The following is a 25,292-nucleotide window of genomic DNA, read 5'->3' on the forward strand; positions in this document are numbered from 1 at the left end:
ATTTGAGCCCAAAAACCAGTTGTTTAAGCAACTGGTTTTTTATTACCCACAAGAAAACTGATTAAGGTTTATTGATATTTCATATATAAATTTATGCCCAAATTGAGCAAGCATAGATGAATTGTCTACAGTCTTTAGTCCATTCATTTGCTTCAAAATAAAAAAGCCTCTCATAAAGAGAGGCTTTTAAGAATTAACAATTAACGATTATTTTCATCGTCTTGAGAATCTTCAAATTTTGTTTCGCCTTCAAAACCTGGGTTTGCTTGACCACCGAAGCCGCCTTGACCACCGAAACCACCTTGGCTACCGAAGCCACCTTGACCACCGAAACCACCTTGGCTACCGAAGCCACCTTGACCACCGAAACCACCTTGATTACCACCGAAGCCACCTTGACCACCGAAGCCACCTTGACCACCGAAGCCACCTTGACCACCGAAGCCACCTTGAGGCTGACCACCACCAAAACCGCCAGCACCTTGAGCACCAGCAGGAGCACCAGCAGGACGTGGATTACGTGCAGGAACAACTGTAGAAATCGCATGTTTGTAAACCATTTGGCTTACAGTATTTTTTAACAAAACTACATATTGGTCAAATGATTCAATATGACCTTGTAATTTAATACCATTCACAAGGAAGATAGAAACAGGAATACGTTCCTTACGGAGAGAATTTAAGAACGGATCTTGTAAAGTTTGACCTTTAGACATGTTATAACTCCAAAAAATTAAAAATCAGCGCAAAAAACTATCTTTATTTCTCAATAAAAATTATAAAAAAGATAGTTATTAAATTTTGCTTTATCCGTAACACTTTCGCAAGTCTTCTTGGGCCTGCTTGACCGTCAAATATGTTTTAAAATTATGCGATTCTTGCAAAGATCTTAACCAAGTATATTGACGTTTTGCCAGTTGTCGTGTTGCAAATAAAGACTTATCCTCCATTTCCTGTCGTTTTTTGATACTTAGATCACTTTTTTGTATAAATTCTAGAGCTTGACGATAACCAACTGAGCGCATGGATGGCAAATTATCATTTAAATCGTATTTTTCAATCAGCCCTTCCACTTCATGTAAAAATCCGATATCCCACATGATTTTTAACCGTTGTTCGATACGCTTGTGTAATTCTACACGATCAGGTAATAAGGCATGATTATGAAATGTGTAGCGATATGGTATATTTTTGGGTTGTTCAGCTTGTAGTTTTGTAATTGGCTGTCCAGTCAGCTTAAATACCTCCAAAGCACGAATGATGCGCTGTTTATCACTGACCTTAAATTTCTGCCCCGCCAGAGCATCAACCTCACATAATTCCTGATAAACCGACTCCCAGCCTTCACGCTCCGCTTTAGCCTCAATTTCTGCACGTACTGCATAATCGGCACTGGGCAAATTACTTGACAATCCCTCTAATAAAGCCTTGAAATACAGCATGGTACCACCCACCAGAATAGGTGTTTTACCACGTGCATGGATATCATCAATTAAGCTACAGCCATCCTCTACAAACTGGGCGGCCGAATACACTTCTAATGGAGTGATAATATCGATTAGATGATGCGGATAACGTGCCTGCTCTTCTTTCGTTGGCTTCGCGGTACCAATGTCCATATCTCGATAAACCAGCGCAGAATCAACAGAGATCAGCTCAAAATGACCCTGCTCATAAAGTTCACATGCCAAAGCGGTTTTACCACTTGCAGTTGGTCCCATTAAATTGATGACCGGCAATTGATTCGACATGTACAACTACTCTCCTCGAGCAAAAAGTTTATCTAATTGTGAAAGTGGAAATGCACGCCAGGTTGGACGTCCATGGTTACACTGACTGGCAAATTCGGTTTGTTCCATCTGGCGCAGCAAGGCATTCATTTCCGAAAGACTTAAAATACGATGCGCACGTACAGCACCATGACAGGCCATACCTGCTAAAATTTGGTCACGCTTTTGCAACAATCCCTGTGCTTCATCATTGGGATCGAGATCATTGAGCAATTCAGGAACCAAAGCAGCAAAATCTGCCTTGTGCAAAATGGCAGGAACTCCGCGCACAATCACCTGCTCATCGCCATATTGATCTATTTCCAAGCCCAAACGTGCCAACTGTTCTTTTAAATCATCCACCCGCATGGCTTGCATACGGCTAATACTAATTACTTTAGGAATCAGCAATTGTTGTGATGTCCAGAATTCAGGCTTATCCCATGCGGCTTTCATTTGCTGCAACACAATGCGTTCATGTGCGGCATGCATATCGACAATAATCAGGCCTTCAGAGTTTTGTGCCAGAATATAAATGCCATGTAACTGTGCAATTGCAATCCCGAGTGGATGCTCATCTACATAGGTCGATTGCAGCTTTTCAATATTATCACTATTACTTAGGCTATTTATTTGAGAAGAAGCAGTATCAATTTCTTCTCTTAACGGTGCCAGATAGCTTTTCAGGGCATTATTCAGCTGTTGTGAACCCACATAGCTATTTGCAGCCGGAGATGAAGCATAATGTACCGTTTGCGGACTGCTGGCATTAAAATCACTGAGCAAATCGGTGGAAATTTGCGCTTCCGGTTGTGGCGTATACGCATCTACCGCTTTATGCAGTTGAAATTGTTCCTGATAACGTGGTTGCGGCTGCAGCGCAGCAATCTGGTCTGCTTCATCCCTTTTCATGGCCGAAGCCAGTTCTGCTGTGGCCGTTTGAAATTCAGACAATTTTTCTTTAGCAAAATGACGTACAAACTCATGTACTTCACGCTGGTTTAAAAAACGGATTTCATGTTTGGTTGGATGCACATTGACATCAATATTTTCAGGATCAACTTCTAAAAACAGCAAATACGCCGGATGTTGATGACCGTGCAAAATACCATCATAGGCCATACGCAAGGCATGTGAGATCGTTTTGTCTTTGACAATCCGACCATTCACATACACATATTGCAAATCGGCTTGAGCACGCGCATCTGAGGGATGCCCTAACCAGCCAGACAAGCGCATATTGATACTGTCAGCATCAATCCAGTACGCATTTTCGGTAAATTGTCGGCCCAAGAGCTGCTGCACACGCTGAAAACGCAGCTCACCGCTATCTGCAACCGGTAAATTGAGACGAATAGTGTTGTTATGCTCCAATACAAAACGGATATCGAAATGGGTCAATGCCAGACGGCGCACGATTTCTTCAATATGACCAAATTCCGTCGCCTGTTTTTTTAAGAATTTTCGACGTGCGGGCACATTAAAAAATAAATCCTGCACCCGAATATGGGTGCCTTTTTGTGCTGCAACCGCCTGAATTTCCTGATGATCAAAAGCTGTGCCATTCACTTCCACCTGATAACCGATACCTTCATCATTTTGACTGCTAATCAGGGTCAGGCGTGACACCGCAGCAATCGATGCCAAAGCTTCACCACGAAAACCCAAGCTAACAATGGCCTGTAAATCCTCTGCTGTCTGGATTTTACTGGTGGCATGCCGCATGACGGCCAAAGCCAAATCGTCAGGATGAACCCCATGACCATTGTCAATGATTTCAATCAGGGTACTGCCGCCTTGCTCAACCCGAATAATAAGCTCCGTCGCACCTGCATCAATTGAATTTTCTAATAATTCTTTGACCACCGATGCTGGACGTTCAATCACCTCACCTGCTGCAATCTGGTTCGCCAGTGCAGGATTAAGGGTATGAATACGACGTTCGCTTAAATTATCACGCATTGTTAAAATGGCTCTCTAATGCTTGGTTTAATGCTGCAGACGAGAAACTTAAACTAGCAGTACGCATCAGTTCATCTTCAGACTTTTCAATATTGATAATCAGGTCAGGCTGTGGAATTTCATCGCCACCTTTGGATGGCCATTCAAATAAAAATAGCGCATTCAGCGTTTCCAAATAGTCACGAATGCCCATCAGTTCCAGTTCATAAGGGTCATTTAAACGGTATAAATCGAAATGGAAGATGTCTTTTCCATGAATATTATACGGTTCCACCAAGGTATAAGTGGGGCTTTTTACCGCCCCTTGATGGCCTAAGCTTTGCAAAAAATAGCGTGTCAGTGTGGTTTTACCCGCGCCTAAATCACCAATTAAATAAATTACACCCGTTGTAAAATGCTGCGCCAAAACCTGTGCTAAATTTTGGGTATCGTCTTCATTGTTTAAAGCCAAATTAAATGAATACTGCATATTACTCACGACAAGATTCAAAAGAACAATTATGATAGCATCGCACCGCTTTATTGCCCATGTTCACACTTCCAAATATGGAACTTTTCCTGCATTTCATTGTAAATAGCAGTGATTTTATGCACAGCAGATTGATCTACGACAAATCACATGACCAGTACTGAATTTCTTCCGCCCATGATTGATGGTGTTAGCGCAAGTAAAGTTTTTCTTCCTAAAACCTCTACTGCACCAGACAGTGTATATCAATATCTTTGTCAGCAATTTCCGCATATCAAGCCTGCTGAATGGCAACAACGTTTTACTGACGCTTTAATTTATGATGCCGCAGGCAATATCTTAACGGTTGATGCACCTTATAATGAAAATAGTCATGTGTTCTATTACCGTTTTTTAGCCCATGAAATACCCGTTCCGTTTGAACATAAAGTTTTATTTGAAAACAAACATTTGCTGGTCATCGATAAACCACATTTTTTAACCATCAGTCCGACGGGGCAATACGTACAGGAAACCCTGCTGGTACGATTAAAAAAACAGACCGGCAATGAATTTCTAACCCCGATTCATCGTTTAGATCGCGAAACTGCCGGTGTGGTTTTATTCTCAAAACAGGTTGCCAGCCGTGCAATCTATCAGGAGATGTTCGCCAAACGTGAGGTAAAAAAAACCTATCACGCTATTGCACCGTTTCATGCCACTTTAACATTTCCATGTTATACACGTTATCGTATGGAAAAAGGTGAACCCTTCTATACCATGCAAGTGGTTGAAGGCAAAATAAATAGTGAAACAGAGATTGATCTGATCGAACATGATAGAGCATGGGGAAAATATGAGCTAAGACCAACCACCGGCAAGCAACACCAACTGCGGCTGCACTTAAGCAGTTTAGGCATTGCCATTAAAAACGATCCATTTTATCCAACAGTACAACATAAAAGAGAAGATGATTTTTCTGCACCACTGCAACTGTTAGCCAAACATATTGCATTTATTGATCCCCTGAGTGGACAGAACATGACTTTTTCATCCCATTTTGACCTAACGTTGTAATATCTTTGTCATTACAAAATATTTTGGTAAATCGAACGTATGAATATTGAAATTACATTCAATTTGATTAAAATAAATGCTGAAAAGTTAAGTAATTAGACGTATTTAAAAAATCATGAGAAAAACCGAAGTTTATCAAATACGACTGGATTCCCAAGAAAAAAAGCATGCTTTTGCAGTATTTAAACAATTGGGCATTACGCCAGCACAAGCAGTCCGACTATTTTTCAAACAAGTTGTTTTAACAAAATCTATTCCATTTTCTATTGAAAATCAGAATATTAACCTTGATCAACTGCAAAAAATCCGAAAATTAAAGCAACAACAAAACCCTTCAAACAGCTCTACAGAACAGGCTGTTTCTCATGATCAGGACTTCGATCTGGATGACGACCATCTTGACCTTTTTGAAGAACTGAATGCCATTTTGGGTGAAAGTGACAAAACTTAACACTGTCGCATTTACAAACAAAATTTAGAAAAATTCTCATAAAAACTTAGGTATGCTTCATGCAAAGACTATAAAAAAAAAAGCATGGAGTATCGCATGATCGTACGACGCGCCTCTTTAGAAGATTTACACCCCCTTGCTGTTTTATTCGATGAATACCGTCAATTTTATGGTGCTTCTTCTAATCTGGATGTATCTTATCAATTTTTAAAGCAGCGATTTCAAAATCAGGAAAGCATCATTTTCATTCATGTAAAAGATGATATTTTTACCGGTTTTATTTTGTTATATCTCGGCTTTTCATCAGTCGCCTGTAGCACCTATTACATTCTGGATGATGTTTACGTCACCCCGACTTTTCGTCGTCAGGGTTCAGCCAAACAGCTCATCGATACTGCGATTTTATTTGCACGTCATGAAAACGCTCAACGTATCAGCCTACAAACGCAAAAGAATAATTATCAATCCCATCAGCTTTATCAAAAAATGGGTTTTGTCAAAGATGATGAATTCCAAACCTATCATTGTTTCCTGAAATAACAATTAAGCTGTCATTCTTGTCTTGGCTAATTCCACCTGTTCGGGGCTTAAATAGATCCAATGCCCTTCTTCTAAATCTGTTAACTCCAAAGCGCCAATCTGCTGACGATGCAATCGCTCTACTTTATTCCCCACTGCGGCCAGCATGCGTTTGACCTGATGATAAACGCCCTGATGAATAGTCAGCTGCAATTCATGTTCAGCCAGTAGAATGATATCAGTCGCGGCAAAAATACCCGATTCATTGCTCAATTCCACTCCCTGCTTTAACTGCTGAATATGCTCTTCCGTTACAGCATCAGCGGTTTGCATACGATAAACTTTGGCCACATGTTTTTTCGGATGGGTTAAGGCCTGTAGAAATTGTCCATCATCAGTCAATAACAACAATCCACTGGTGTCCTGATCTAGACGACCCACACACTGCAAGCCACGATTCATCAGCACATCATCAAATAAATCAAATACGCTAAAATGATGGGTGGCCTGATGTGAACACTCATAACCTTGCGGCTTGTTTAAGGCAATATACACTTTTTCCCGATAATCAAATGTTTCACCATAGACCGTAAAAGTTAAATCCTTTAAATCCAGTTTATGTTTTGGATTGCTGATGACTTCCCCTTGAATGGCAATCGCTCCGTTTTTAATGAGCTGCTGGCAATGTTTACGCGAACCAAAACCCTGGGATTGCAACATCTTTTCCAACAACATAGACCTAACCTTTTACTCTCACGGAATGCGCATTCTATACTGAAATGAGGGGTATTTTTATTGTTCCTGCTTTTTCGGGCAAATCTTCCATCAAAACCTTATACAATAGTAATGATTTATAAATTTCTCCCTTGAAATAATGTCCCATCTCGATTTAAACCTGATTGTCCTGCTGGTTTTATTGGCCTGTGGTATCTTTAGCCATAATAGTGCCGTAACGATTGCTGCAGGTGTACTGATCGTTTTTCGCATTACCCCGCTGAGTGAATATTTTCCCTATCTGCAACAACATGGTTTAAATATTGGCATCATTATTTTAACTATTGGCGTTCTGACTCCGATTGCCAGTGGCAAAATTCCCGGCGATGCCATTTTAAAATCCTTCTTGAGTTTTAAATCCTTACTTGCCATCGCCATTGGCGTACTGGTCGCATGGCTAGGTGGACGCGGAGTCAAACTGATGAGCAATCAGCCTGACGTGGTTGCAGGCTTGCTGATTGGTACGGTTGCAGGTGTGGCAGTATTGCGCGGCGTTCCTGTCGGCCCTTTAATTGCAGCAGGGATATTAACCCTGTTTATTGGTCATTCTTGATTTTTTATTCTTAAGCCTGACAACGGATGATTGACAGGCTTGATCTGCACACTTTATGCAGCTTTTCGAAATAAAATTCTGGTTAAAAGCATGCCAATCAGGGATAGGCTTGCCATTAAAATTCCCACCCAAAACCATCCACCTGTGGCCAGTACAATTGAGGCAATCAAAGGCGGCAACAGAAATTGAGATGTGGCGGAAAATTGCAAGACTAATCCTATTGTAGTGGTAATGGCAATCGGCTTTGCGGAAAAATTTAATACTTGAGAAAACACGACCGCTGCGACCAAACCGCCAAATAATGAAAAGCTCAAAACCAATATAAATTGCAGAATAAAGGGCAAAAATTCGCGTAACAGATAAAAACTCAGGGCACAGACCATTAAGGTGGCAAAACCGGTTTGGACTAAAGTTTGAGGCCGCAAACCACGCTGTAACATTAAACCACACACAAAGGTGCCAACAGCATTGGCAATCGCCACGATTGCCGTTAAGGCTCCTGCCACGGCTAAAGGAATTTGATATTGCTGATAAATGCTGGGCAAAAATCCCACCAGACTCAACCATTGTCCGGCATATACACCAAAAATAGCGGCCAGAATCCAGGCTGGAGGATGTTTTAAAGTCAGTTTAATTAAATCAAATACTGCAACCAACTGGGTATGGGTCTGCACTGCGGGAATAACCCTGTAAATCACAGCTGCCAAAGCCAGTGATAATATCCCGAAACATATCCAAACCCCTTGCCAGCCCATACTATTGATCAGGAATGGCGTACACAGCAAGCCTATTCCCATTCCGCCTCCCATATAGGCGCTCCATAGCCCCATCTTGGCTTGTAACTGCTCGAGCGGAACCAGTTGGCGGATAAAAGCAGGACCACTTAAGGTAATCAGTAAAAATCCGAAACCTTCAACCACACGCAGTGCCAGCAATGCCGGGAATTCCTGCACAAAACCACCAGTAAAACTGGCGAATGCGAGTAAACTCAAGCCCAATAGTACACAGCGTTTTAAGCCAATTTTAGCGGTATAACTACCCAGCACGAGTGCCATGCACATACCGGCAACCTGTACCAGAGATAATAAAAAACTGGCTTGTACCAAGCTGATGCCTAACTCGGCTTGGAGTACAGGAACCGCGGGTGGCAACTTGCCTACATGCATGGCAGCGACAAATCCTGCTGCAATAATCCATAAATCTTTGCTGAGCCAACGCACGGCACTCACAACCTTCTCCTTCGGCAATTCCAGCGTTAGACTAGCAAGAATAAAAACGATTATTTATCGTTGATTTGAATAAGCTAAGAGCTTGCAACAATCAATCTAGCATTGACTCGGATCATGAAAAAATTCCCTATAAGGCTTTGATTCTATATAGGATTCAAGCACGATTTTTTAAGCAGAATAATATGGATTACGCTTTTGCGAGAATTTTTCCAGTTGTTTCAGGAAACCCTCAAAATAGCTTTTTTCTTTTTCTTCAGTTCGATAACCCGCATACAAGGTCCGGCGCAAACCACTCGCAGAAACGCAATCCAAACGGCGCGAAGTCACCCATCCCTTTTGTTCATATTCATTCACCACCCAGTCTGGAAGTGCAGCAATACCTCGCCCACTGGCCACCAGTTGAATCAGCATTTGGGTTAAATCCGTGGTCCGGATCTGTTTGGGTTGAATATTGGCAGGAATAAACAGTTTCGCCATGATATCCAGACGGTGCTTATCTACCGGATAAGTAATCAGAGTTTCCTCTGCCAATTCCTGCACGGTAATACGTTCTGCACGAACCAGTGGATGAGTGTTCGACAAGACCAGACGTGATTCATATTCAAAAATCGGAAAATATTCGATGCCTTTTAAGGCAATCGGATCTGCCGTAATTAACAGGTCAAATTCGGCATTTTGCAGCAGTTCATGTGGATTGGCTTCAAAGCCGGAAGCAAAATCCAGATCTACATCTGGATATAAGTGGCGATACTGGTTGAGCAGTGGCATTAACCAGTCAAAACAGCTATGACATTCAGAGGAGAAAATAATACGCCCAGTCTGGCCATGCACAATACGGGTAATATCTGTCTGGGTAATCTGAATTTGTGGCAGTACATCATCTGCCAATTTGAGCAAACGCTGCCCCACATTGGAAAAAGTGACCGGTCGGCTACGGCGATTGACCACCTCTACCCCATACCAGTGATCGAGTTCTTTTAACTGATGTGAAATAGCCGATGGTGTTAAACACAAGTCATTGGCAGCAGCCACCAGTGAACCATGTTCACGCAGAGCAGTCAGTGTTTTTAAATGGCGAATTTCTAACATATTAATAGTCATTCCAACAGAGCATAATTTTTGAGGCCTTGTACGTGAAGCCCAAAAGCAAAAAATCACATAATGAATAAAAATAATTTTAACATGAAAATAATGAGTTTGATTCATCTTTATTTTTGTTCATGATAGTTGCAACAAAATGAGATCATCTATCTCCCTGGAAATATCATGACTTTAACTACACATATTTTGGGCTACCCACGCATTGGTGCAAAACGTGAACTTAAATTTGCAGAAGAAAGCTATTGGAAAGGTGAAATAACTCAAGCAGAATTTTTAGCAAAAGCCCAAGCGCTAGAAGCAAGTAACTGGCAAGCACAAATAAATGCCGGCTTATCTTTGGTGACTGTGGGTGACTTTGTATTTTATGACAGTATTTTAACCCATGCCGTGCGTTTAGGAGTAATTCCAGCCCGCTTTAAAGAAGCTGAAAAGCTAAATCAAGTTGATCAACAGTTCTATTTGGCACGGGGTCGTGCACCCCACTGCACCGATGTTGCTGCACTAGAAATGACCAAATGGTTTGACACCAACTACCACTACTTAGTACCTGAATTAAATTCAGCACAACAGTTTAAAGCTGATTTTTCTGATTTACTGGCGCAAGTCGATCGCGCCAAGGCATTGAATCAACCACTTAAAGTGGTACTCCCTGGTTTAGTCAGCTTTCTGTATTTATCCCGTATTGTCGATGCAAATACAGCAGAAGCAGAAAAACATGCCTGTGAATGTGGAAATGATCATGCTGACATAAGCGCAGATCAGACAAATTTAAAATTTGTAGATGCATTGCTGCCAATTTATGCAGCATTATTCGATGAACTCAAAGCACGCGGCGTAGAATATGTACAGGTCGATGAACCGGCTTTAGTACTTGATCTTGCACCAGAATGGCAAGCTGCATTTGAACAGGTTTATTATCTGTTACAACGTCATGATGGTTTAAAATTGATTGTGGCAAGTTATTTTGAAACTCTAGGTGCCAATTTAAATCTTGCTGTCAATCTTCCAGTTGCAGGCTTACACATTGACATTACCCGTGAAAAAGTGGGTGAGTTTTTCTGGAAAAAAGTCATTGACCAATTACCCACACACAAAATCTTGTCTTTGGGCTTAATCAACGGTCGTAGTGTTTGGGCAAGTGACCTAGTGGCCCTGAATGATATTGTTCAAACAGCACAAAAATCTTTAGGTGAGCGTTTATGGCTTGCTACGGGCTGTTCATTGCTGCACGTGCCGGTTGATCTGCGTTCTGAAACTATTCCTGCTGAAGTAGATGGCAAACTTGCTTTTGCCCGCCAAAAACTAGAGGAGCTTGTCGCCTTAGCAAACGGTCACATTTATGCAAATGGAAAACTTTCTAAAGCTGTGGATGCACCATTTGATTTAGTGGCCCAATCTCGCCAAGCACCGTTTGAAATTCGTTTCAAGGCCCAACAAGAAAAACTGAAGTTGCCTTTGATCCCGACCACGACCATCGGTTCATTCCCACAAACTGCTGAAATTCGTGCAGCACGTGCAGCCTGGAATAACGGAAATTTGACCAACGATGCCTATGAAGCAGCAATGAAAAAAGGAATCGCATATGCGATTCAACAGCAAGAAGAACTTGGTCTAGATGTTCTGGTACATGGTGAAGCCGAACGTACCGACATGGTTGAATACTTTGCAGGTCTGCTGGACGGCTTCTGGTTATCCAAGTTTGGTTGGGTTCAGTCTTACGGTAGTCGCTGTGTTCGCCCGCCAATCATCGTGGGGGATATCACTCGTCCAAATGCAATGACAGTGAAATGGATTGAGTATGCCAATACCTTATCTGACAAGATTGTCAAAGGCATGTTGACCGGCCCGGTTACTATTCTAAACTGGTCATTCCCTCCTGCGCATCGGACTCGTCGTGAAGTATGTTTACAGCTGGCTGAAGCAATCCGTCAGGAAGTCTCTGATCTGCAAGATGCTGGTGTCGAAATTATCCAGATTGATGAAGCGGCATTCCGTGAAGGTTTACCCCTGCGTAAAGCCGATCAGGCTGAATACTGGGATTGGGCGGTAAAATCGTTCAAACACTGTTCAAGCAGCGCACGTGTGGATACGCAAATTCATACCCACATGTGTTATTCAGACTTTAAAGACTGCCTGCCACAAATCACAGCGATGGATGCAGATGTCATCACGATTGAAACTTCCCGTTCAGGTTTACAGCTGTTAGACGTGTTCCACGAGCAAGGTTATCCCAATGCAGTTGGTCCAGGTGTGTATGACATTCACAGTCCACGTACCCCTACCAGTGACAACATGCGTACCGTGATTGATGGTGCATTAAAAACCATTCCTGCTGAACGTTTATGGGTCAATCCGGACTGCGGCTTAAAAACACGTGGTTGGGCTGAGACGAAAATAGCACTGGCAACGCTAGTGAAAATGGCCAAAGAAGTACGTAAAGAGCTGCAAGCTGCATAATCCAGATCGCACAATAAAAATAGCTCCTTTATCGGAGCTATTTTTAGCATCCAACTCAGGGCGAACTAACTAAAATTATAATATTGTCCTGTACTAAAATCATACAGTGTTATAGTCAAGCCAGAAATCGTAATTTCGTAGTAACTTGAGTTGCCATAATGGTAACCTTCGTATTTTTTTATGCCTTTCTTTTTTAAACTGATATATTCGCTATGACCATAGTCATACAGGTTAAATTCCCGGCCGGTATTTCGTCCTTCAAAAACTGCTGAGCGCTGATAATCATAAAGTTTTGCCTCATGTGCATTTACATTACCGCTGATTTGGGGATATGCACTTTCATTATAATCATAAATATTTGATTTATGATTGCCAAACTCCAGCTTGGCCACTACTAGGGCAAGCGCTGCTCTCTGATACTGTTTCATATATTTTCCTTTTCATTTTTTTTATTTTCATTGAATGAAAAAATCATCCTGTTTTTTTCAACGTTAAAACTGACCCAGCTTATGGTTAATCACAACCAACATAACAAATTATTTTTCCGACTCAAAGTGATTATTTTTTACAAGGCTCCCTTGGAGTGAGTTCCATAACCTTAGCGCTCCATATATACACATTTCAACCTGTCAGGAACGCATCAATCCAGCAATTCCAGCGAAGACATCACCCATCCTTCACGGCCTAATCATCAATCAAGCCCAGTCATCAATTTTAATCTACAATGCAAACCATGTGTGAAATGTCAACGGACCCTAAATATCAGCTTACTCTGGCAATTTTTTTCCGCAATGTGGACAATAGGCATATTGCTCGCGTTCTTGCTTTAATGCTTCTTCTCGCTGTTCGCGCAGCAGCTGGAAAACAATATCTCGAGTTTGATGCGAAGTGAGCCCCACCTCTTTGCGAATGATCTCTATTTTCTCCTGATCACTCAATAAATCAATTTCCGAACTCTGCAAGAGCTCTCTAAACCTTAATTCCAGATTCTGCTTACGCTGTTCCAGTTCGTGCGTTAGTCCAGTGGCCAAAATACCTGCCGGTAAAGCAGCCAGCCCGACGCCTAAAATGGTAATAATTGCGCCCAAAAAACGCCCCAACGGTGTAATCGGCGTAACATCCCCATAACCTACAGTGGTCAGGGTCACCACGGCCCACCACATGGAGGCAGGAATGGAGGTAAACACCTCTGGCTGGGCTTTGCTTTCGACCACATAAATACTCGCAGCAGCCATCATGATCATAATGCCTAGAATAAAAATGACTGCCTGGAACGATCCTTTTTCTCGCTCAATCACACGCAATAGAATTTGCAGGGAAACAAAATAACGGGTTAATTTTAACAGTCGTATCAGCCGTAAAATTCTCAGGAAACGTAGGTCAATCGGCACCCAGAAATTAATATAAGCCGGCAGAATGGCCAATAAATCGATAATTGCGGCACCACTTTTGACCCAGTTCAGGCGATTTTTCCAGGCACTGTAAAATGGATTTACTTCGGCAACCGACCAAAAACGCAGCAGATATTCAAGCGAAAAAATGAAGATGGAAAAATATTCGAAAAAATCGAAAAATGCTGTATAGGATTGATACAGGTCATTCACCGACTCCAACAACACGGCTGCCGCATTGCCCAGAATCAGTAAAATTAAAAAATAGTTGATCGCCCGACTAAATTTTGTTTCGTAGTCTTCATTATGTAAATTGTTATAAACGAATTTTCTTAGTGTATACCACGTAGTAAATGCCATAGCCGTGCATATCGTGATTGAAAGGACTTTAGTTTAACCGAAGTTTGCGATGATGTAATGAATGATCAATACATCCTGACTGATCATTCATGAGCAGGAGTTTGATGATGCTTTATTCTACAAACAACAAAGCCAAACGCACCTGATCGTACCCCATACGCGGACTGGTCGCTTCCACAATCGGGCGCAGCTTGATTTCACCATCTTCACTAAAGTTTTCAGGACTTTGACGCTTCATTAAACGCTTATAGATTTTCCGTACCTGTTCCACCACCTCATCGCCCGGATGAGCTACAGAAATGTCCAAGCCCTGCTCTTTATGCAATTTCGCCAGATGATTGATAATGGTCGCTGGCGTCAAACCGCGCTCAACGGCAATATCCTGAATTTCATAGCCTTCTTCAAACAGTTCACGGGTTTCATCCAGTGTGGCAGTGGCATAATTGGTTTTGCCGCCACTTTTGGCAATTTTCTTCTCGTTACGCTGAATTTCAGCTTCATTCAGGGTGCCGCCACAATGACGGATAAAGGCCTTATGCTGCGGCGTTAAATCGATCAGTTCAAAGTGGTTTTCCGCTTCTTCCGACAGTTCCTGAAAACGGCGATCCGCCTTGATGGCCAGACTGTCCAGTTCCAGAGCCTGTTCATTCATGCCCAGCAATTTTAAGCCGCTTAATGCTTTTAAACGCGACAGTGCCACATAGCCCTGACCTTTTTCAAAAGTATGTGCCAGATTAATCTCGGCTGCTTCCAGCGTCATGCCTTGTGATTTATGAATGGTAATGGCCCACGCCAGACGTAATGGAATTTGCTGAAAACTGGCAATGGTTTTACCGGCATCGTTATCGACCGACCAGGTTTCAGGCTCCACCAGCAGTACCGTACCGTCGGTCAGTTTTACCTTGGGCAAAATGCCATATTCATCATCTTCTTCAAAGCCCATGACCTCGCCCAGACTGCCGTTGATATAGCCCATATCAAAGTTGTTTTTAACAAACATGACCTTGGCATTTTTCTTTAAAGTCAGGTTTTCAGGCGCACGTACGGACGATTTTAAGGTTTCAATCAGCTTGTCATTGCCATCACAGATCGCGTCAAACTGCTTGCTTTCGGCATCAATGGCATTCAGATGCTTAAAGTTGATGCTATCCACATCCATATTGTGGGTATATAAGCGGGTGAAGGTTTCTCCCACATCCTGCTGGCGGGTCTGTTCCAAAGCCCGAAGATGTTCAGCGCTTATGCTTTGGCTGCGAATGGCATTTAAAATATCATTTAAATAGTCATTGCCCTGGCGGTGCTGCTCGGTCAGATAACAGACCCGAAATTTGGCTTCCACCCATGCGTCGGACATAAAGCAGAATTTGTCCCGGTTACGTTCGTCATTTTTACCCACTGGCGGCAACTGGAAAAAGTCACCGGCGACAATGACCTGAATCCCGCCAAAGGCTTCATCACTTTCTTTAAAATATTTTAAAACCTGATTGACCAGATTCAGCTGCTTGGCATGCAGCATGGAAATTTCATCAATAATCAGTACCTGGGCATTTTCCAGATGCTCTTTGAGGTACTTGCGTTCTTTCATGTTTTTCAGGTCAGCATCACCCAGAAAATCCTTGATGCCGATTCCCGCCCAGGTATGAATGGTCATGCCATTCATATGCGTTGCCGCAATACCGGTGGATGCCGTAATCGCCACAGGCACCTTACGGGCTTTCAGATAATTGATGTACTGATTGAGTGTATAGGTTTTCCCTGCACCAGCCGAACCTGTTAAAAAGACATTTTCGCCCGCTTTCAAAAGCTTGAGTGCAGTTTCTTGTTTCATAAGACCTATAACCGTAAATTAACGGCTATAGCCTACCGATTTTTTTGCTAAAAGTTAAGCCCGGAAAAAAGTTTAGCGACAGCGACTGTCACTTAAACGGCGCAAACTGGCCATTTAACCAGGAGATAAATTGCAGCGCGATATTGACAAAAAGATATTCGGTTTTTCTATTATGCGGATATTCAAGTTGGTCATAGATCAACTTACCTTCGCGCAGGTAACAGCCTAAAGTCATATGCAACTTGCCGGTTTGCGAGACCATATGAAAAGCCACATACTCTCTTTCAATAATCCGCTGTGCATAACTGGCTGCCAGACAATTTTGACATCTTTGCGACTCTTCAATAATCCGGTCCAGATCTGTCAATTCTTCAAAGCTCCAGCTGGAAAAGTGCATGACTTTTTCCGGCATCAAAGGCTGCCATACTGAAGCTGCATAACTTGCCTTTAACTGGCTGATAATTTCCTGCTTCTGGATGTAATTATGCCAGTCCGTGGCCTGATGATAAAACCCGATCCAGCTGGTACTTTTCGCTACAGGTTGATTGTCCTTAAAAAACTCAACCAGATAATCACGCACATAGGCGTCGAACACCGATACCCGGATATTTCGGCCACGCAGGTAAAAGATCTGCCTAAACTCATCCAGCTGCATTTTATAGCGCTGCAACACGCTATAAAATTCGCGATTCTGATGGGTTTCCGGTCGAATATAAGCCATTAAATCATCGCCGAAAACCCTGGTAATTTTGTGCAAGTACAACATATAGGCCTGCATCACTCGGCTTAAACGCAAATAGATTTTCTTCACGGTTTGCTCATTGCCTTGGGTGACATTGCGCATTAACTCCATCCATTCATCCAGATACAAAATGGATGGGCTGATGGCAATACGCTGGTCATCCAAAGCCTGATTCTGCCCTTTAAGCATCACACTATGATTATGTTCATGCTCAAACCAGGCTTCCTGCATGGCAAAATAATGACAGCTATGAATAAACATGCGTGCTGAACAATGCTGAAAGTATTGCAAGGTGGCTAAAATAACTTGAGGATGAACCTGACTGCTATCGATAAAACTGAATGCCGTGACTGCAACCCGTACACTGCTCTGCTGAATATTGCGGCTTAGCCAGTCCAGTACCTCGGCAGACTGTTTAAACAGCCAGTTTACCGCTCGCGGATAATCAAATAAGGGCAATTTTGCGACTTTCTTTTGCCAGACCCCAGTCGAGCTGTGCAGAAAATTATGTTTGGAGAGTAAATTATCACGCTGCCAGAGTTCACGCCGCATCAAACGCACAAAGCCCAGCAAGGCTGGTTGCTCGCAAGCATGCCGATAGAGCAAATGGATATCATCCTGATGTTCCATTAGCTCATTCAAGTTAAAGCGCTCTTCAAATGAAAGCGCCATAATGCGGTACATCGCTGCAGGCAAACACTGGGCTGCACTAAAACAAAATTCATCCAGCGCTTCCATTAAAGCTTGCAAGGGTAAAAATTCATTTCCATACACCCTTTGTACTGAACAGATCTCTTGCAGCATCTGGATCAGCGCTTCAGGTAATGCCGTTTTATTCACGACATAATCTGTCAAAACGGCATTAGAATAGATATTCGCTTTCATCATCAGCTGATCAATAATTTCAGCTTCAAGCAAGGAAAGATTTTTCAAATAAGCCCGCACCCGCTCGGCACCATGCACCCACAGATACACCTGATCGAGTAAGAGCTGGCGCAGCTGCTGGGCTTTTTGACGCAGATACAGAGAATGTTGCGGCTTTAAGTCATTGGTGAGAAAGTACAGATCATGCAGTATGAATTCTTCCAGTAATTCAGCTTTTTGTCCCAGATACGTGAAATCAAAATGCAAAATACTGGTCTGCGCCGACTCAGGGGCATGAAATTGCAACTGAAACAACCCATTGGCCACGTGTACAATATGCCGTTCCTGATCGATACGAAACATATTTTGTGCATTCAGCTCACCAACAATATTGAGCTGATCTTGAAAAATTTCATTGAGATTTTTAGAAATTCTGAGTAACTGTTTCGCAATCCCTTGATCTTGCAGTACTAAACGATCCTGTTCCATACTCGCCTCAAATTAAATGATCATGCTAAAATGAATTTAATCATTTTAATCATATAGTAATCTAATCCAGGTACTGTATGCCGAGTTCATAATTTAATCAAATCTGCTCGATGAATCCTTAAAGCCTAATGACTGGTTCATCCATTTATCATTGTGGAAATAAAATACAGGTCAAGCCTGTTCAAGCTTTTTTGTCATCGCGCTGTTGTTTTAAATATTCTAAACCCGCATAAATTTGTTGCTGGATCTGATCGCGAAAATCTTTTAATTGTTCCTTATTTTCAATATGCATTAAATTCTGTCGCGGCATAAATTGAAAATAAAAAGGCAGACGCTTCGGAATGATACTTTTTGGCAAGGATGGAATGACATCGCCATGGCGCAACCATTTATCCAGTTGCGGCAACTTTAACAGTTTTTGAAACCACGCGCTTTCAATAATCCGATTGGCATCAAAGCCCAGCTCAAAGATTTCATCGCCACCTAAGGCAGCAAAAGGCACAATATCATAGTTAAATTCTTGCGCGAGTTTTAGAAAACCGTAACGCTGTTTCCAGATCAGCTGATAGGCCTCACCTTTTCTTTTTAAAACTTCCCGCCCGCCTCCGGGAAAGACCAGAATCGAATAACCTTGCTGCATCGCTGCACGAATATAGGCTTTTTCACCATCGACAGCACCGAATTTCTTAAACAGGGTACGCCAGCCAGGCAAATAAAAATGGCCATGATCAGCAACACTGACCACAGCCACTTGATGATGATTATATAAATAATCAATCAGAATCGGGGAATCAAATATCCCATATAGGGTGTGATTCCCGACATACATTGCAGGTTTGGCAGCATCAATCTGTTCAGCCCCTAAAAAGGTTGGGGTGAAATACAGTTTGGACAACGCACTGAGGCATTTAATCCATCTGGCATCATGCTTAACCTGCAATAGATGATTCCTTATGCTACAACGTGTTTTTGCACCAGAACCGAGCCAACAGAATAACCCGCACCGAATGAACAAAGCAGACCATATTCACCATCATTCACTTCATGTGCAGTACGGTGTAATGCAATGATCACACCTGCAGAAGAGGTATTGGCAAATTCATCCAGAATAATAGGTACTAGCGCACGGTCAGCATCTTTACCGACTACATATTTCAAGATCAAGTCATTCATGCTGGCATTGGCTTGGTGTAACCAGAAACGTTTCACATTGCTTGGTGCAATGTTATTTTTCTCCAGCTGTTTGGTAATGATTTTTGCAACCAGCGGACACACTTCTTTAAACACTTTACGACCGTCCTGACGGAACAGTTTGTCATCTACAACTGCATCTTCACTACGATTTAAATAACCGAAGTTGTTACGGATATTGTTAGAAAATTGCGTAAACAAATGCGTATCTAAAATGTCAAAACCAGTTTTAGTAGTCGTATCTTCAATAATCGATGCTGTCGCTACATCACCAAAAATAAAGTGGCAGTCACGTGAACGGAAATCAGTATGACCAGACGTAATTTCTACATTGACCAATAATACACGACGTGCACCGCTTCTGATTGCATCCGCAGCCTGTTTTAAACCAAAGGTTGCAGCAGAACAGGCAACGTTCATGTCATAGGCATAGCCTTGAATGCCCAAAGCGGTTTGGATTTCAATTGAAACAGCCGGATAAGCACGCTGGATGTTTGAACATGAAAGAATCACAACGTCGATATCTTCAGCTGTAACCCCGGCATTTTCCATCGCCTGTTTAGCAGCAATCACACCCCATTCGGCTTGAATGGAAAGTTCATCATTGCTACGTTCACGTAAACGCGGATATAGACGCTTCGGATCAAGGATACCTGATTTTTCAGCAACATAGCGACTTTTAACACCGGATGCTTTTTCAATAAATTCTGCATCTGAACCGCGACGCGCTTCAATCTCACCCGCTGCAATTTTGTCCGCGTTGTCGTGGTTAAACTGTTCCACATAAGCATTTAAACTTGCAACCAATTCATCATTGCTAATGGATTCTTCTGGATGATAAAGACCGGTACCGGTAATACGAATGCCCATGTAAAACTCCCGTTAATTTTGCGCTCTGTTAATTAATGCCCAATTGATTCCATACTTTTTGCAGGCGGGTTGGAGAAACCGGCATTTTTGTTTTCATTGGTTGTGAAAACAGGGAAATACGAAATTCTTCGACCATAAAGTACAAATCTTTCAGGCGAGCGTCATTTTTAAACTTAAACAATTTTTCCATCCATGGGTCAACTTGCTCAATGGCAGAATTATCCCTTTGCAGGTTATTTGGCAAGCGTTCTAAACGCAAGACCAAAGCCTTTAAATAGCGTGGAAACTCCTGCCATATATCAAAAGATTTGACATACACACAGTTGGAAAGACTCATTAAATCAAGCTGATCTTCAAGATCATCAATATTTTTTCCAAAGATAGAATCGTCTAAAACCAACAATTTTCGACGAATATCCTGCCATTGAATATAAATATCGCTCAGTATAGATAATGCCACTTGACCATGCGTTAGGAAAGATTTTTTTACATTTAAAAGCAAGTTTTGAAACTCTTCAGTATTGACAGGAAGCTCATTTATTGCCATCTGAAGGGTGGCATAAACCAACATCTGCTCCAGTTGGGCCTTATCGCCCAGAGGCGAATAAGCCAAAGCCAGCGGTTTGGAAATCTGTTTTTTCAGCTGACGTACCAGATCGCCGAGCTGCATATAGACCAGACGAATGACCCCTTCCCGGTGCTGTTTAATCGCTTCAGCCTGATCATTAAAGGTCTGAATCACCACACCAGATTCATCTTTTGCATCTAGTTCTGCAAATGCTTTAGTCGGTACCAGCGCCTGATATTGCTTTACCACAACACCAGTCACTTTTTGTGAAGCTTCAAAAGTAAAATTCTCAGGGAAAACTTTAAATTCGCCTTTGAGCTGCTTGACCGGACTATGTGTTTCGGTACGGCAACGTGCTTTCAGTTCGGGCAGATCACGACCTTTTTCAATCACCCGACCTTTTTCATCAATCACTTTAATCAACGGCAGCAAATACTGCTCGATCCGTTCAAAGGAAAAGTCTTTTTCGCTAATTTGTTCGCCACGCAACTGGAAAGCCAAAAACTTGAAGATATGCTCACGTAAATGAACTGCATCAATGATTTTCATCAGTTTGCGTGCAGTATCCGGAATCGGCACCAGATTGCGGCGCTTGTCTTTAGGCAAGGATTTCAATAAGGCTTCAATCAAGTCCTCACGCCAGCCGGGTATGCCCCATGACCAGATACCTTCATCGACCTGTGGCAAGGCCTGTAGCGGGATTTTGACCGTCGCTCCATCTTCATCATGGCTTGGATCAAAACGGTAGCTCGTTGCCAGACGCAAAGCGCCATTATGCAAATAATCCGGAAATTGCTGGGTGGTCGGACGATCATTCATCCACAGCGCATCATCTTCGACAAATAAATAGCGCGGATTTTGCGGCTCAACCGTCGCACGCCAGTCTTCAAAACTTCGACGGCTCGCCACTTCTGGCGGTACTTTCTCGGCATAAAACTGATAGATGGTTTCTTCATCCACTACCAGATCACGACGACGCAGCTTATCTTCTACCCGTTCCACTTCTTCCAGCTTGAGCAGATTATGCTTCAAAAATGGCGGCATAATGCCGAGATTACCTGTGGTTAAGGCATCACGTAGGAAGATTTCATGCGCTGCCGGCTGATCGACTTTTTCATAGTTCATCAAACGCTTCGGTTCAATAATCAGGCCAAACAGGGAAATCTGGTCATAAGCATTGACGATACCGGCTTTTTTCGACCAGTGCGGCTCAAAATAATGATGTTTCAGTAAGTCACGTGCAGCCAGCAGAATCCATTCCGGTTCGATCTTCGCCAAGGTACGCAAATATACCTGAGAGGTTTCCACCATCTCAAAGGCCATTACCCACGGCGTATTGGTTTTATGCAAAGTCGATGCCGGGAAAATACGGGCTTTTTGCTGACGAACGGCCATAAACACATTGCGTTCATCGGTCTTATTGGCAATAAACGAAAGCAAACCGGTCAATAAAGCACGGTGCAAGTTTTCATAACTGGCTTTTTTATCATTAAAGGAAAGCTTTAAGCCTTGCGCCAATTCCGTCAACTGTTCATGGGTTTTCTTCCATTCGCGTAAACGTAACCAGCTTAAAAAATGCTGCCGTGCAAAATTACGACGCTTGTTCTCATTCATCGAGGCACGGTTAGCTTGCAAGGTTTCCCATAACTTGATGTAGAACAAAAAGTCAGAGTCACCTTCTTTAAACAAGGCATGCTTCTGGTCAGCTTGCATCTGTTTATCGGCAGGACGCTCTCGTGGGTCCTGTACAGCCAAAGCTGCGACAATAATCAGCACTTCATTGAGCACACCAAAATGCGCGCCGCCTAAAATCATTCGCGCTAAACGCGGGTCGATTGGCATTTTTGCCATCTGCTGACCGATTTTGGTTAATCCCCCTTGTGTTCCCCCTTTTCCAAAGGGGGAAGAAGTTACAGATTGCTTTTCATCTGTAACTTTAGGGGGATTTTTCTCAGAAAGTGCCCCAAGCTCAATCAACAACTTACGGCCATCATTAACCAAGCGATGATCTGGTGGCTCAATAAAGTCAAAACTTTCCAGATCACCCAGATTTAAACTCTGCATCTGTAAAATAACCGATGCCAGGTTGGTACGTTTAATCTCTGGTTCGGTAAATTCAGGACGGCTTTGGAAATCTTCCTCACTATACAGCCGGATACAAACACCAGGCGCAATACGGCCACAGCGGCCTTTACGCTGGTTGGCAGCCGCCTGTGATACTGCCTCAATCGGTAAACGCTGCACCCGTGAACGGTAGCTATAGCGTGAAATACGGGCAAAACCGCTGTCGATTACATAACGGATGTTGGGTACGGTTAAAGCTGTTTCAGCCACGTTGGTGGCAATAATAATGCGTCGTCCACCACCGCCAGGATTGAAAATCTTTTGCTGTTCAGCTATGGCTAAACGCGCATATAAAGGCAAAATTTCAGTATGCCGTGGACCATGCTTTTGCAAGGTTTCCTGCAATTCACGAATTTCCTGTTCGGTACTGGCAAAAATCAGAATATCGGCATGTTCAGGATGGCCTTTTTGCTGTGCATCGGCAAAACATTCTTCTACCGCTTGTACCACTGCACGCGGCAAGTTTTCTTCAAAGTCATCAAACTCGTCATCATCACTACCGCCAATACTCATTTCTGAAATTGGACGATAACGCACTTCTACCGGATAACTGCGCCCTTCCACTTCAAAAACAGGTGCACCGTTAAAGTAGTTACTAAAACGGTTTACATCTAAAGTTGCGGAAGTAATGATGACTTTTAAATCTTTGCGGCGTGGTAGAAGCTGTTTTAAATAGCCCATGATGAAGTCGATGTTCAATGAACGTTCATGCGCTTCATCAATAATAATGGTGTCGTATTTGGTCAAATAACGGTCATTGACCAGTTCAGCCAGTAAAATACCGTCCGTCATCAAACGAACTATCGAGTCTTGCGACCCCTGTTCGTTAAAACGAATTTTAAAACCAATGGATTCACCCAGCTTCTCCCCCACTTCTTCGGCAATACGCTGCGATACGCTACGCGCAGCCAGTCGACGCGGTTGGGTATGACCAATCATTCCGGTCAACCCACGACCGGCCAGCATGGCAATTTGTGGTAATTGCGTGGTTTTACCTGAACCGGTTTCCCCTGCCACAATAATCACCTGGTGTTGTTGAATCGCTTCAATCAACTTGTCTTTATATTGGGTAACAGGCAGGTCTTGATTGAGTTTGATGTTCGGAACACGGGACAGGCGCTCACGCACTTTATGATTCGATTTTTCTAATAATTCTTGATAGTGTTTTTCGTTGGCATCTTTACCTTTGCGTAGTCGATTTAAACGATGACGGTCACGTGCCATGACCCATTGATCTACATTTAAATGACTTAACACAGATAATTTATCCCAAAACAAAAAATTGAACTGAATATTTTACGCTGTAACGCCGCAGAGAGAAAGACAGGCAAATATTTATTCATGGCGTTTGAGGTAAAGAATATTCAAAAGTATGGGAAATAGATCATCAACCACGCTAAAATCCGCCACGTATAACAAGAGTTACACTATTCACCATCTTTAATGATGTTCACACACATCTTCTGATCACCATTACTCAGCCTAAAAATGATTCGAGCGTCAAAAATAAATTTAATTTAAAAAAATTTACCCTTGAATTTTAAGTCTCAAGCCTTCATGTTCTTAGACAAGCTGAAAAACTGCATATTTGTCATTTAATAATCATCTTTAAATGATTAAATAGATAAAGAATCAGATTTGGTGGAATTGTAGACTTTATATTAGTTAATTCGGTTTTTCCGATTTCAATAATGTAAAAATACTGTTTCAGCAATAAGAAAAAATTCGCTATCCTTTTGGAAATCAAATACAAACCTCAATCATGGAGACAATGATGAGCTTAATTAATACTGAAGTTAAACCATTTAAAGCAACTGCATTCCAAAACGGTCAATTTATTGAAGTGACTGAAGCTGATCTTAAAGGCAAATGGTCTGTTGTATTCTTCTACCCAGCTGACTTTACTTTCGTTTGCCCAACTGAATTAGGTGACCTTGCTGATAACTACGCTGAATTCAAAAAATTAGGCGTTGAAATCTATTCAGTTTCTACTGACACTCACTTCACGCACAAAGCTTGGCATGATTCTTCAGAAGAAATCAAAAAAATTGAATATGTAATGGTTGGTGATCCAACTTGGACTCTAGCTAAAAACTTTGACGTATTAATCGAAGCTGCTGGTCTTGCTGACCGTGGTACTTTCGTTATCGATCCTGAAGGCAAAATCCAAATCGTTGAAATCAACGCTGGTGGTGTTGGCCGTGATGCTCAAGAACTTCTTCGTAAAGTTAAAGCAGCTCAATACGTTCATGCTCACCCAGGTGAAGTTTGCCCAGCTAAATGGAAAGAAGGCGACGCTACTCTAGCTCCTTCAATCGACCTAGTAGGTAAAATCTAATCTCTATTTAGATTGAACTGATGTAAAAAACCACGCTCTTTTGCGTGGTTTTATACATTTCTTAGATTAGCATTTGAAGTGCAACACCATGTTGTTGCCATAATACCTGACTCGGACTTTTAAAGCCGAGTCTTTTTCTTGGGCGATGATTCAAACGTTGAGTGATTTCTGCAATATATTCATCCGT

General features: G+C 42.3%; 20 protein-coding genes. 6 read left to right on the forward strand and 14 right to left on the reverse strand.

Translation table 11 applies throughout. The features are described from left to right. Positions 1-200: 200 nt before the first annotated feature. The 4 genes from hfq to tsaE all read right to left on the reverse strand — a co-directional run bounded on the left by hfq (position 201) and on the right by tsaE (position 4,200). Positions 201-716 (reverse strand): RNA chaperone Hfq, encoded by a 516-nt coding sequence (gene hfq, locus FTT83_RS00865; protein ID WP_086195493.1) that lies wholly within the window; start codon positions 714-716, stop codon positions 201-203. Positions 717-806: 90 nt separating this feature from the next. Further along, positions 807-1,751, reverse strand: coding sequence for a tRNA (adenosine(37)-N6)-dimethylallyltransferase MiaA (miaA, locus tag FTT83_RS00870; protein WP_180080374.1), 945 nt, complete (start codon positions 1,749-1,751; stop codon positions 807-809). Between the two features lie 6 nt (positions 1,752-1,757). Further along, a complete protein-coding gene (gene mutL / locus FTT83_RS00875; protein ID WP_180080377.1) occupies positions 1,758-3,731 on the reverse strand; it encodes a DNA mismatch repair endonuclease MutL in 1,974 nt (657 codons plus the stop codon). Continuing rightward, positions 3,724-4,200: a tRNA (adenosine(37)-N6)-threonylcarbamoyltransferase complex ATPase subunit type 1 TsaE gene (tsaE, locus tag FTT83_RS00880; protein WP_180080434.1), complete on the reverse strand. Its 477-nt coding sequence runs from the start codon at positions 4,198-4,200 to the stop codon at positions 3,724-3,726. The genes mutL and tsaE overlap by 8 nt, the downstream gene beginning before the upstream one ends. A 150-nt stretch (positions 4,201-4,350) precedes the next feature. Between tsaE and FTT83_RS00885 the strand changes: the two genes are divergently transcribed. From FTT83_RS00885 to FTT83_RS00895, 3 genes are all read left to right on the forward strand, one after another. Continuing rightward, positions 4,351-5,256, forward strand: coding sequence for a pseudouridine synthase (locus FTT83_RS00885; protein WP_180176144.1), 906 nt, complete (start codon positions 4,351-4,353; stop codon positions 5,254-5,256). 115 nt (positions 5,257-5,371) lie between these two features. Next, positions 5,372-5,707, forward strand: a complete 336-nt coding sequence (locus FTT83_RS00890) for a type II toxin-antitoxin system RelB/DinJ family antitoxin (RefSeq protein ID WP_180041695.1) — start codon at positions 5,372-5,374, stop codon at positions 5,705-5,707. A 96-nt stretch (positions 5,708-5,803) separates the two neighbouring features. Further along, positions 5,804-6,247 carry an N-acetyltransferase gene (locus tag FTT83_RS00895; RefSeq protein ID WP_086195499.1) on the forward strand — a complete coding sequence of 148 codons (444 nt, stop codon included), beginning with the start codon at positions 5,804-5,806 and terminating at the stop codon, positions 6,245-6,247. Between the two features lie 3 nt (positions 6,248-6,250). Here the strand turns inward: FTT83_RS00895 and FTT83_RS00900 are convergent, their stop codons facing one another. Further along, complete coding sequence (locus tag FTT83_RS00900) at positions 6,251-6,961, reverse strand: pseudouridine synthase (protein ID WP_180176145.1); 711 nt, start codon at positions 6,959-6,961, stop codon at positions 6,251-6,253. A gap of 139 nt (positions 6,962-7,100) precedes the next feature. Between FTT83_RS00900 and FTT83_RS00905 the strand changes: the two genes are divergently transcribed. Beyond that, positions 7,101-7,553, forward strand: a complete 453-nt coding sequence (locus tag FTT83_RS00905; protein WP_218944694.1) for a DUF441 domain-containing protein — start codon at positions 7,101-7,103, stop codon at positions 7,551-7,553. A 53-nt stretch (positions 7,554-7,606) separates the two neighbouring features. Here the strand turns inward: FTT83_RS00905 and FTT83_RS00910 are convergent, their stop codons facing one another. Together FTT83_RS00910 and FTT83_RS00915 are read right to left on the reverse strand one after the other, a co-directional pair. Next, a complete protein-coding gene (locus FTT83_RS00910) occupies positions 7,607-8,782 on the reverse strand; it encodes an MFS transporter (RefSeq protein WP_180176146.1) in 1,176 nt (391 codons plus the stop codon). A 168-nt stretch (positions 8,783-8,950) separates the two neighbouring features. Continuing rightward, positions 8,951-9,871 carry a LysR family transcriptional regulator gene (locus tag FTT83_RS00915; RefSeq protein ID WP_086195502.1) on the reverse strand — a complete coding sequence of 307 codons (921 nt, stop codon included), beginning with the start codon at positions 9,869-9,871 and terminating at the stop codon, positions 8,951-8,953. A 177-nt stretch (positions 9,872-10,048) separates the two neighbouring features. Here FTT83_RS00915 and metE point away from each other — a divergent pair, with 177 nt between their 5' ends. Continuing rightward, positions 10,049-12,340 (forward strand): 5-methyltetrahydropteroyltriglutamate--homocysteine S-methyltransferase, encoded by a 2,292-nt coding sequence (metE, locus tag FTT83_RS00920; RefSeq protein WP_180176147.1) that lies wholly within the window; start codon positions 10,049-10,051, stop codon positions 12,338-12,340. 65 nt (positions 12,341-12,405) lie between these two features. On the opposite strand, the gene FTT83_RS00925 is transcribed toward metE, so the two are convergent. The 7 genes from FTT83_RS00925 to hrpA all read right to left on the reverse strand — a co-directional run bounded on the left by FTT83_RS00925 (position 12,406) and on the right by hrpA (position 23,991). After that, on the reverse strand, positions 12,406-12,768 hold the full coding sequence (locus FTT83_RS00925) for a hypothetical protein (RefSeq protein WP_180176148.1): 363 nt from the start codon (positions 12,766-12,768) through the stop codon (positions 12,406-12,408). A gap of 339 nt (positions 12,769-13,107) precedes the next feature. After that, positions 13,108-14,091, reverse strand: a complete 984-nt coding sequence (locus tag FTT83_RS00930) for an ion transporter (RefSeq protein ID WP_131274806.1) — start codon at positions 14,089-14,091, stop codon at positions 13,108-13,110. A gap of 112 nt (positions 14,092-14,203) precedes the next feature. Further along, a complete protein-coding gene (locus FTT83_RS00935) occupies positions 14,204-15,919 on the reverse strand; it encodes an AAA family ATPase (protein WP_180176149.1) in 1,716 nt (571 codons plus the stop codon). 88 nt (positions 15,920-16,007) lie between these two features. Next, the gene (locus FTT83_RS00940; protein ID WP_180176150.1) at positions 16,008-18,014 is read right to left on the reverse strand and encodes a hypothetical protein; all 2,007 of its coding nucleotides are present in this window, start codon (positions 18,012-18,014) and stop codon (positions 16,008-16,010) included. Positions 18,015-18,195: 181 nt separating this feature from the next. Further along, positions 18,196-18,954: a lysophospholipid acyltransferase family protein gene (locus FTT83_RS00945; protein ID WP_180176151.1), complete on the reverse strand. Its 759-nt coding sequence runs from the start codon at positions 18,952-18,954 to the stop codon at positions 18,196-18,198. 11 nt (positions 18,955-18,965) lie between these two features. Next, positions 18,966-20,075, reverse strand: a complete 1,110-nt coding sequence (locus tag FTT83_RS00950) for a beta-ketoacyl-ACP synthase III (RefSeq protein WP_086195508.1) — start codon at positions 20,073-20,075, stop codon at positions 18,966-18,968. 28 nt (positions 20,076-20,103) lie between these two features. Next, entirely contained in the window at positions 20,104-23,991 is a 3,888-nt protein-coding gene (gene hrpA, locus FTT83_RS00955) for an ATP-dependent RNA helicase HrpA (protein WP_218951817.1), read from the reverse strand. 550 nt (positions 23,992-24,541) lie between these two features. Between hrpA and ahpC the strand changes: the two genes are divergently transcribed. Beyond that, positions 24,542-25,105: an alkyl hydroperoxide reductase subunit C gene (gene ahpC, locus FTT83_RS00960; protein ID WP_166168833.1), complete on the forward strand. Its 564-nt coding sequence runs from the start codon at positions 24,542-24,544 to the stop codon at positions 25,103-25,105. The last annotated feature ends 187 nt before the right edge of the window (positions 25,106-25,292 follow it).

This window comes from Acinetobacter sp. YH01018 (genome assembly GCF_013420295.1).
In the GTDB taxonomy this organism is placed as follows: Bacteria; Pseudomonadota; Gammaproteobacteria; order Pseudomonadales; family Moraxellaceae; genus Acinetobacter.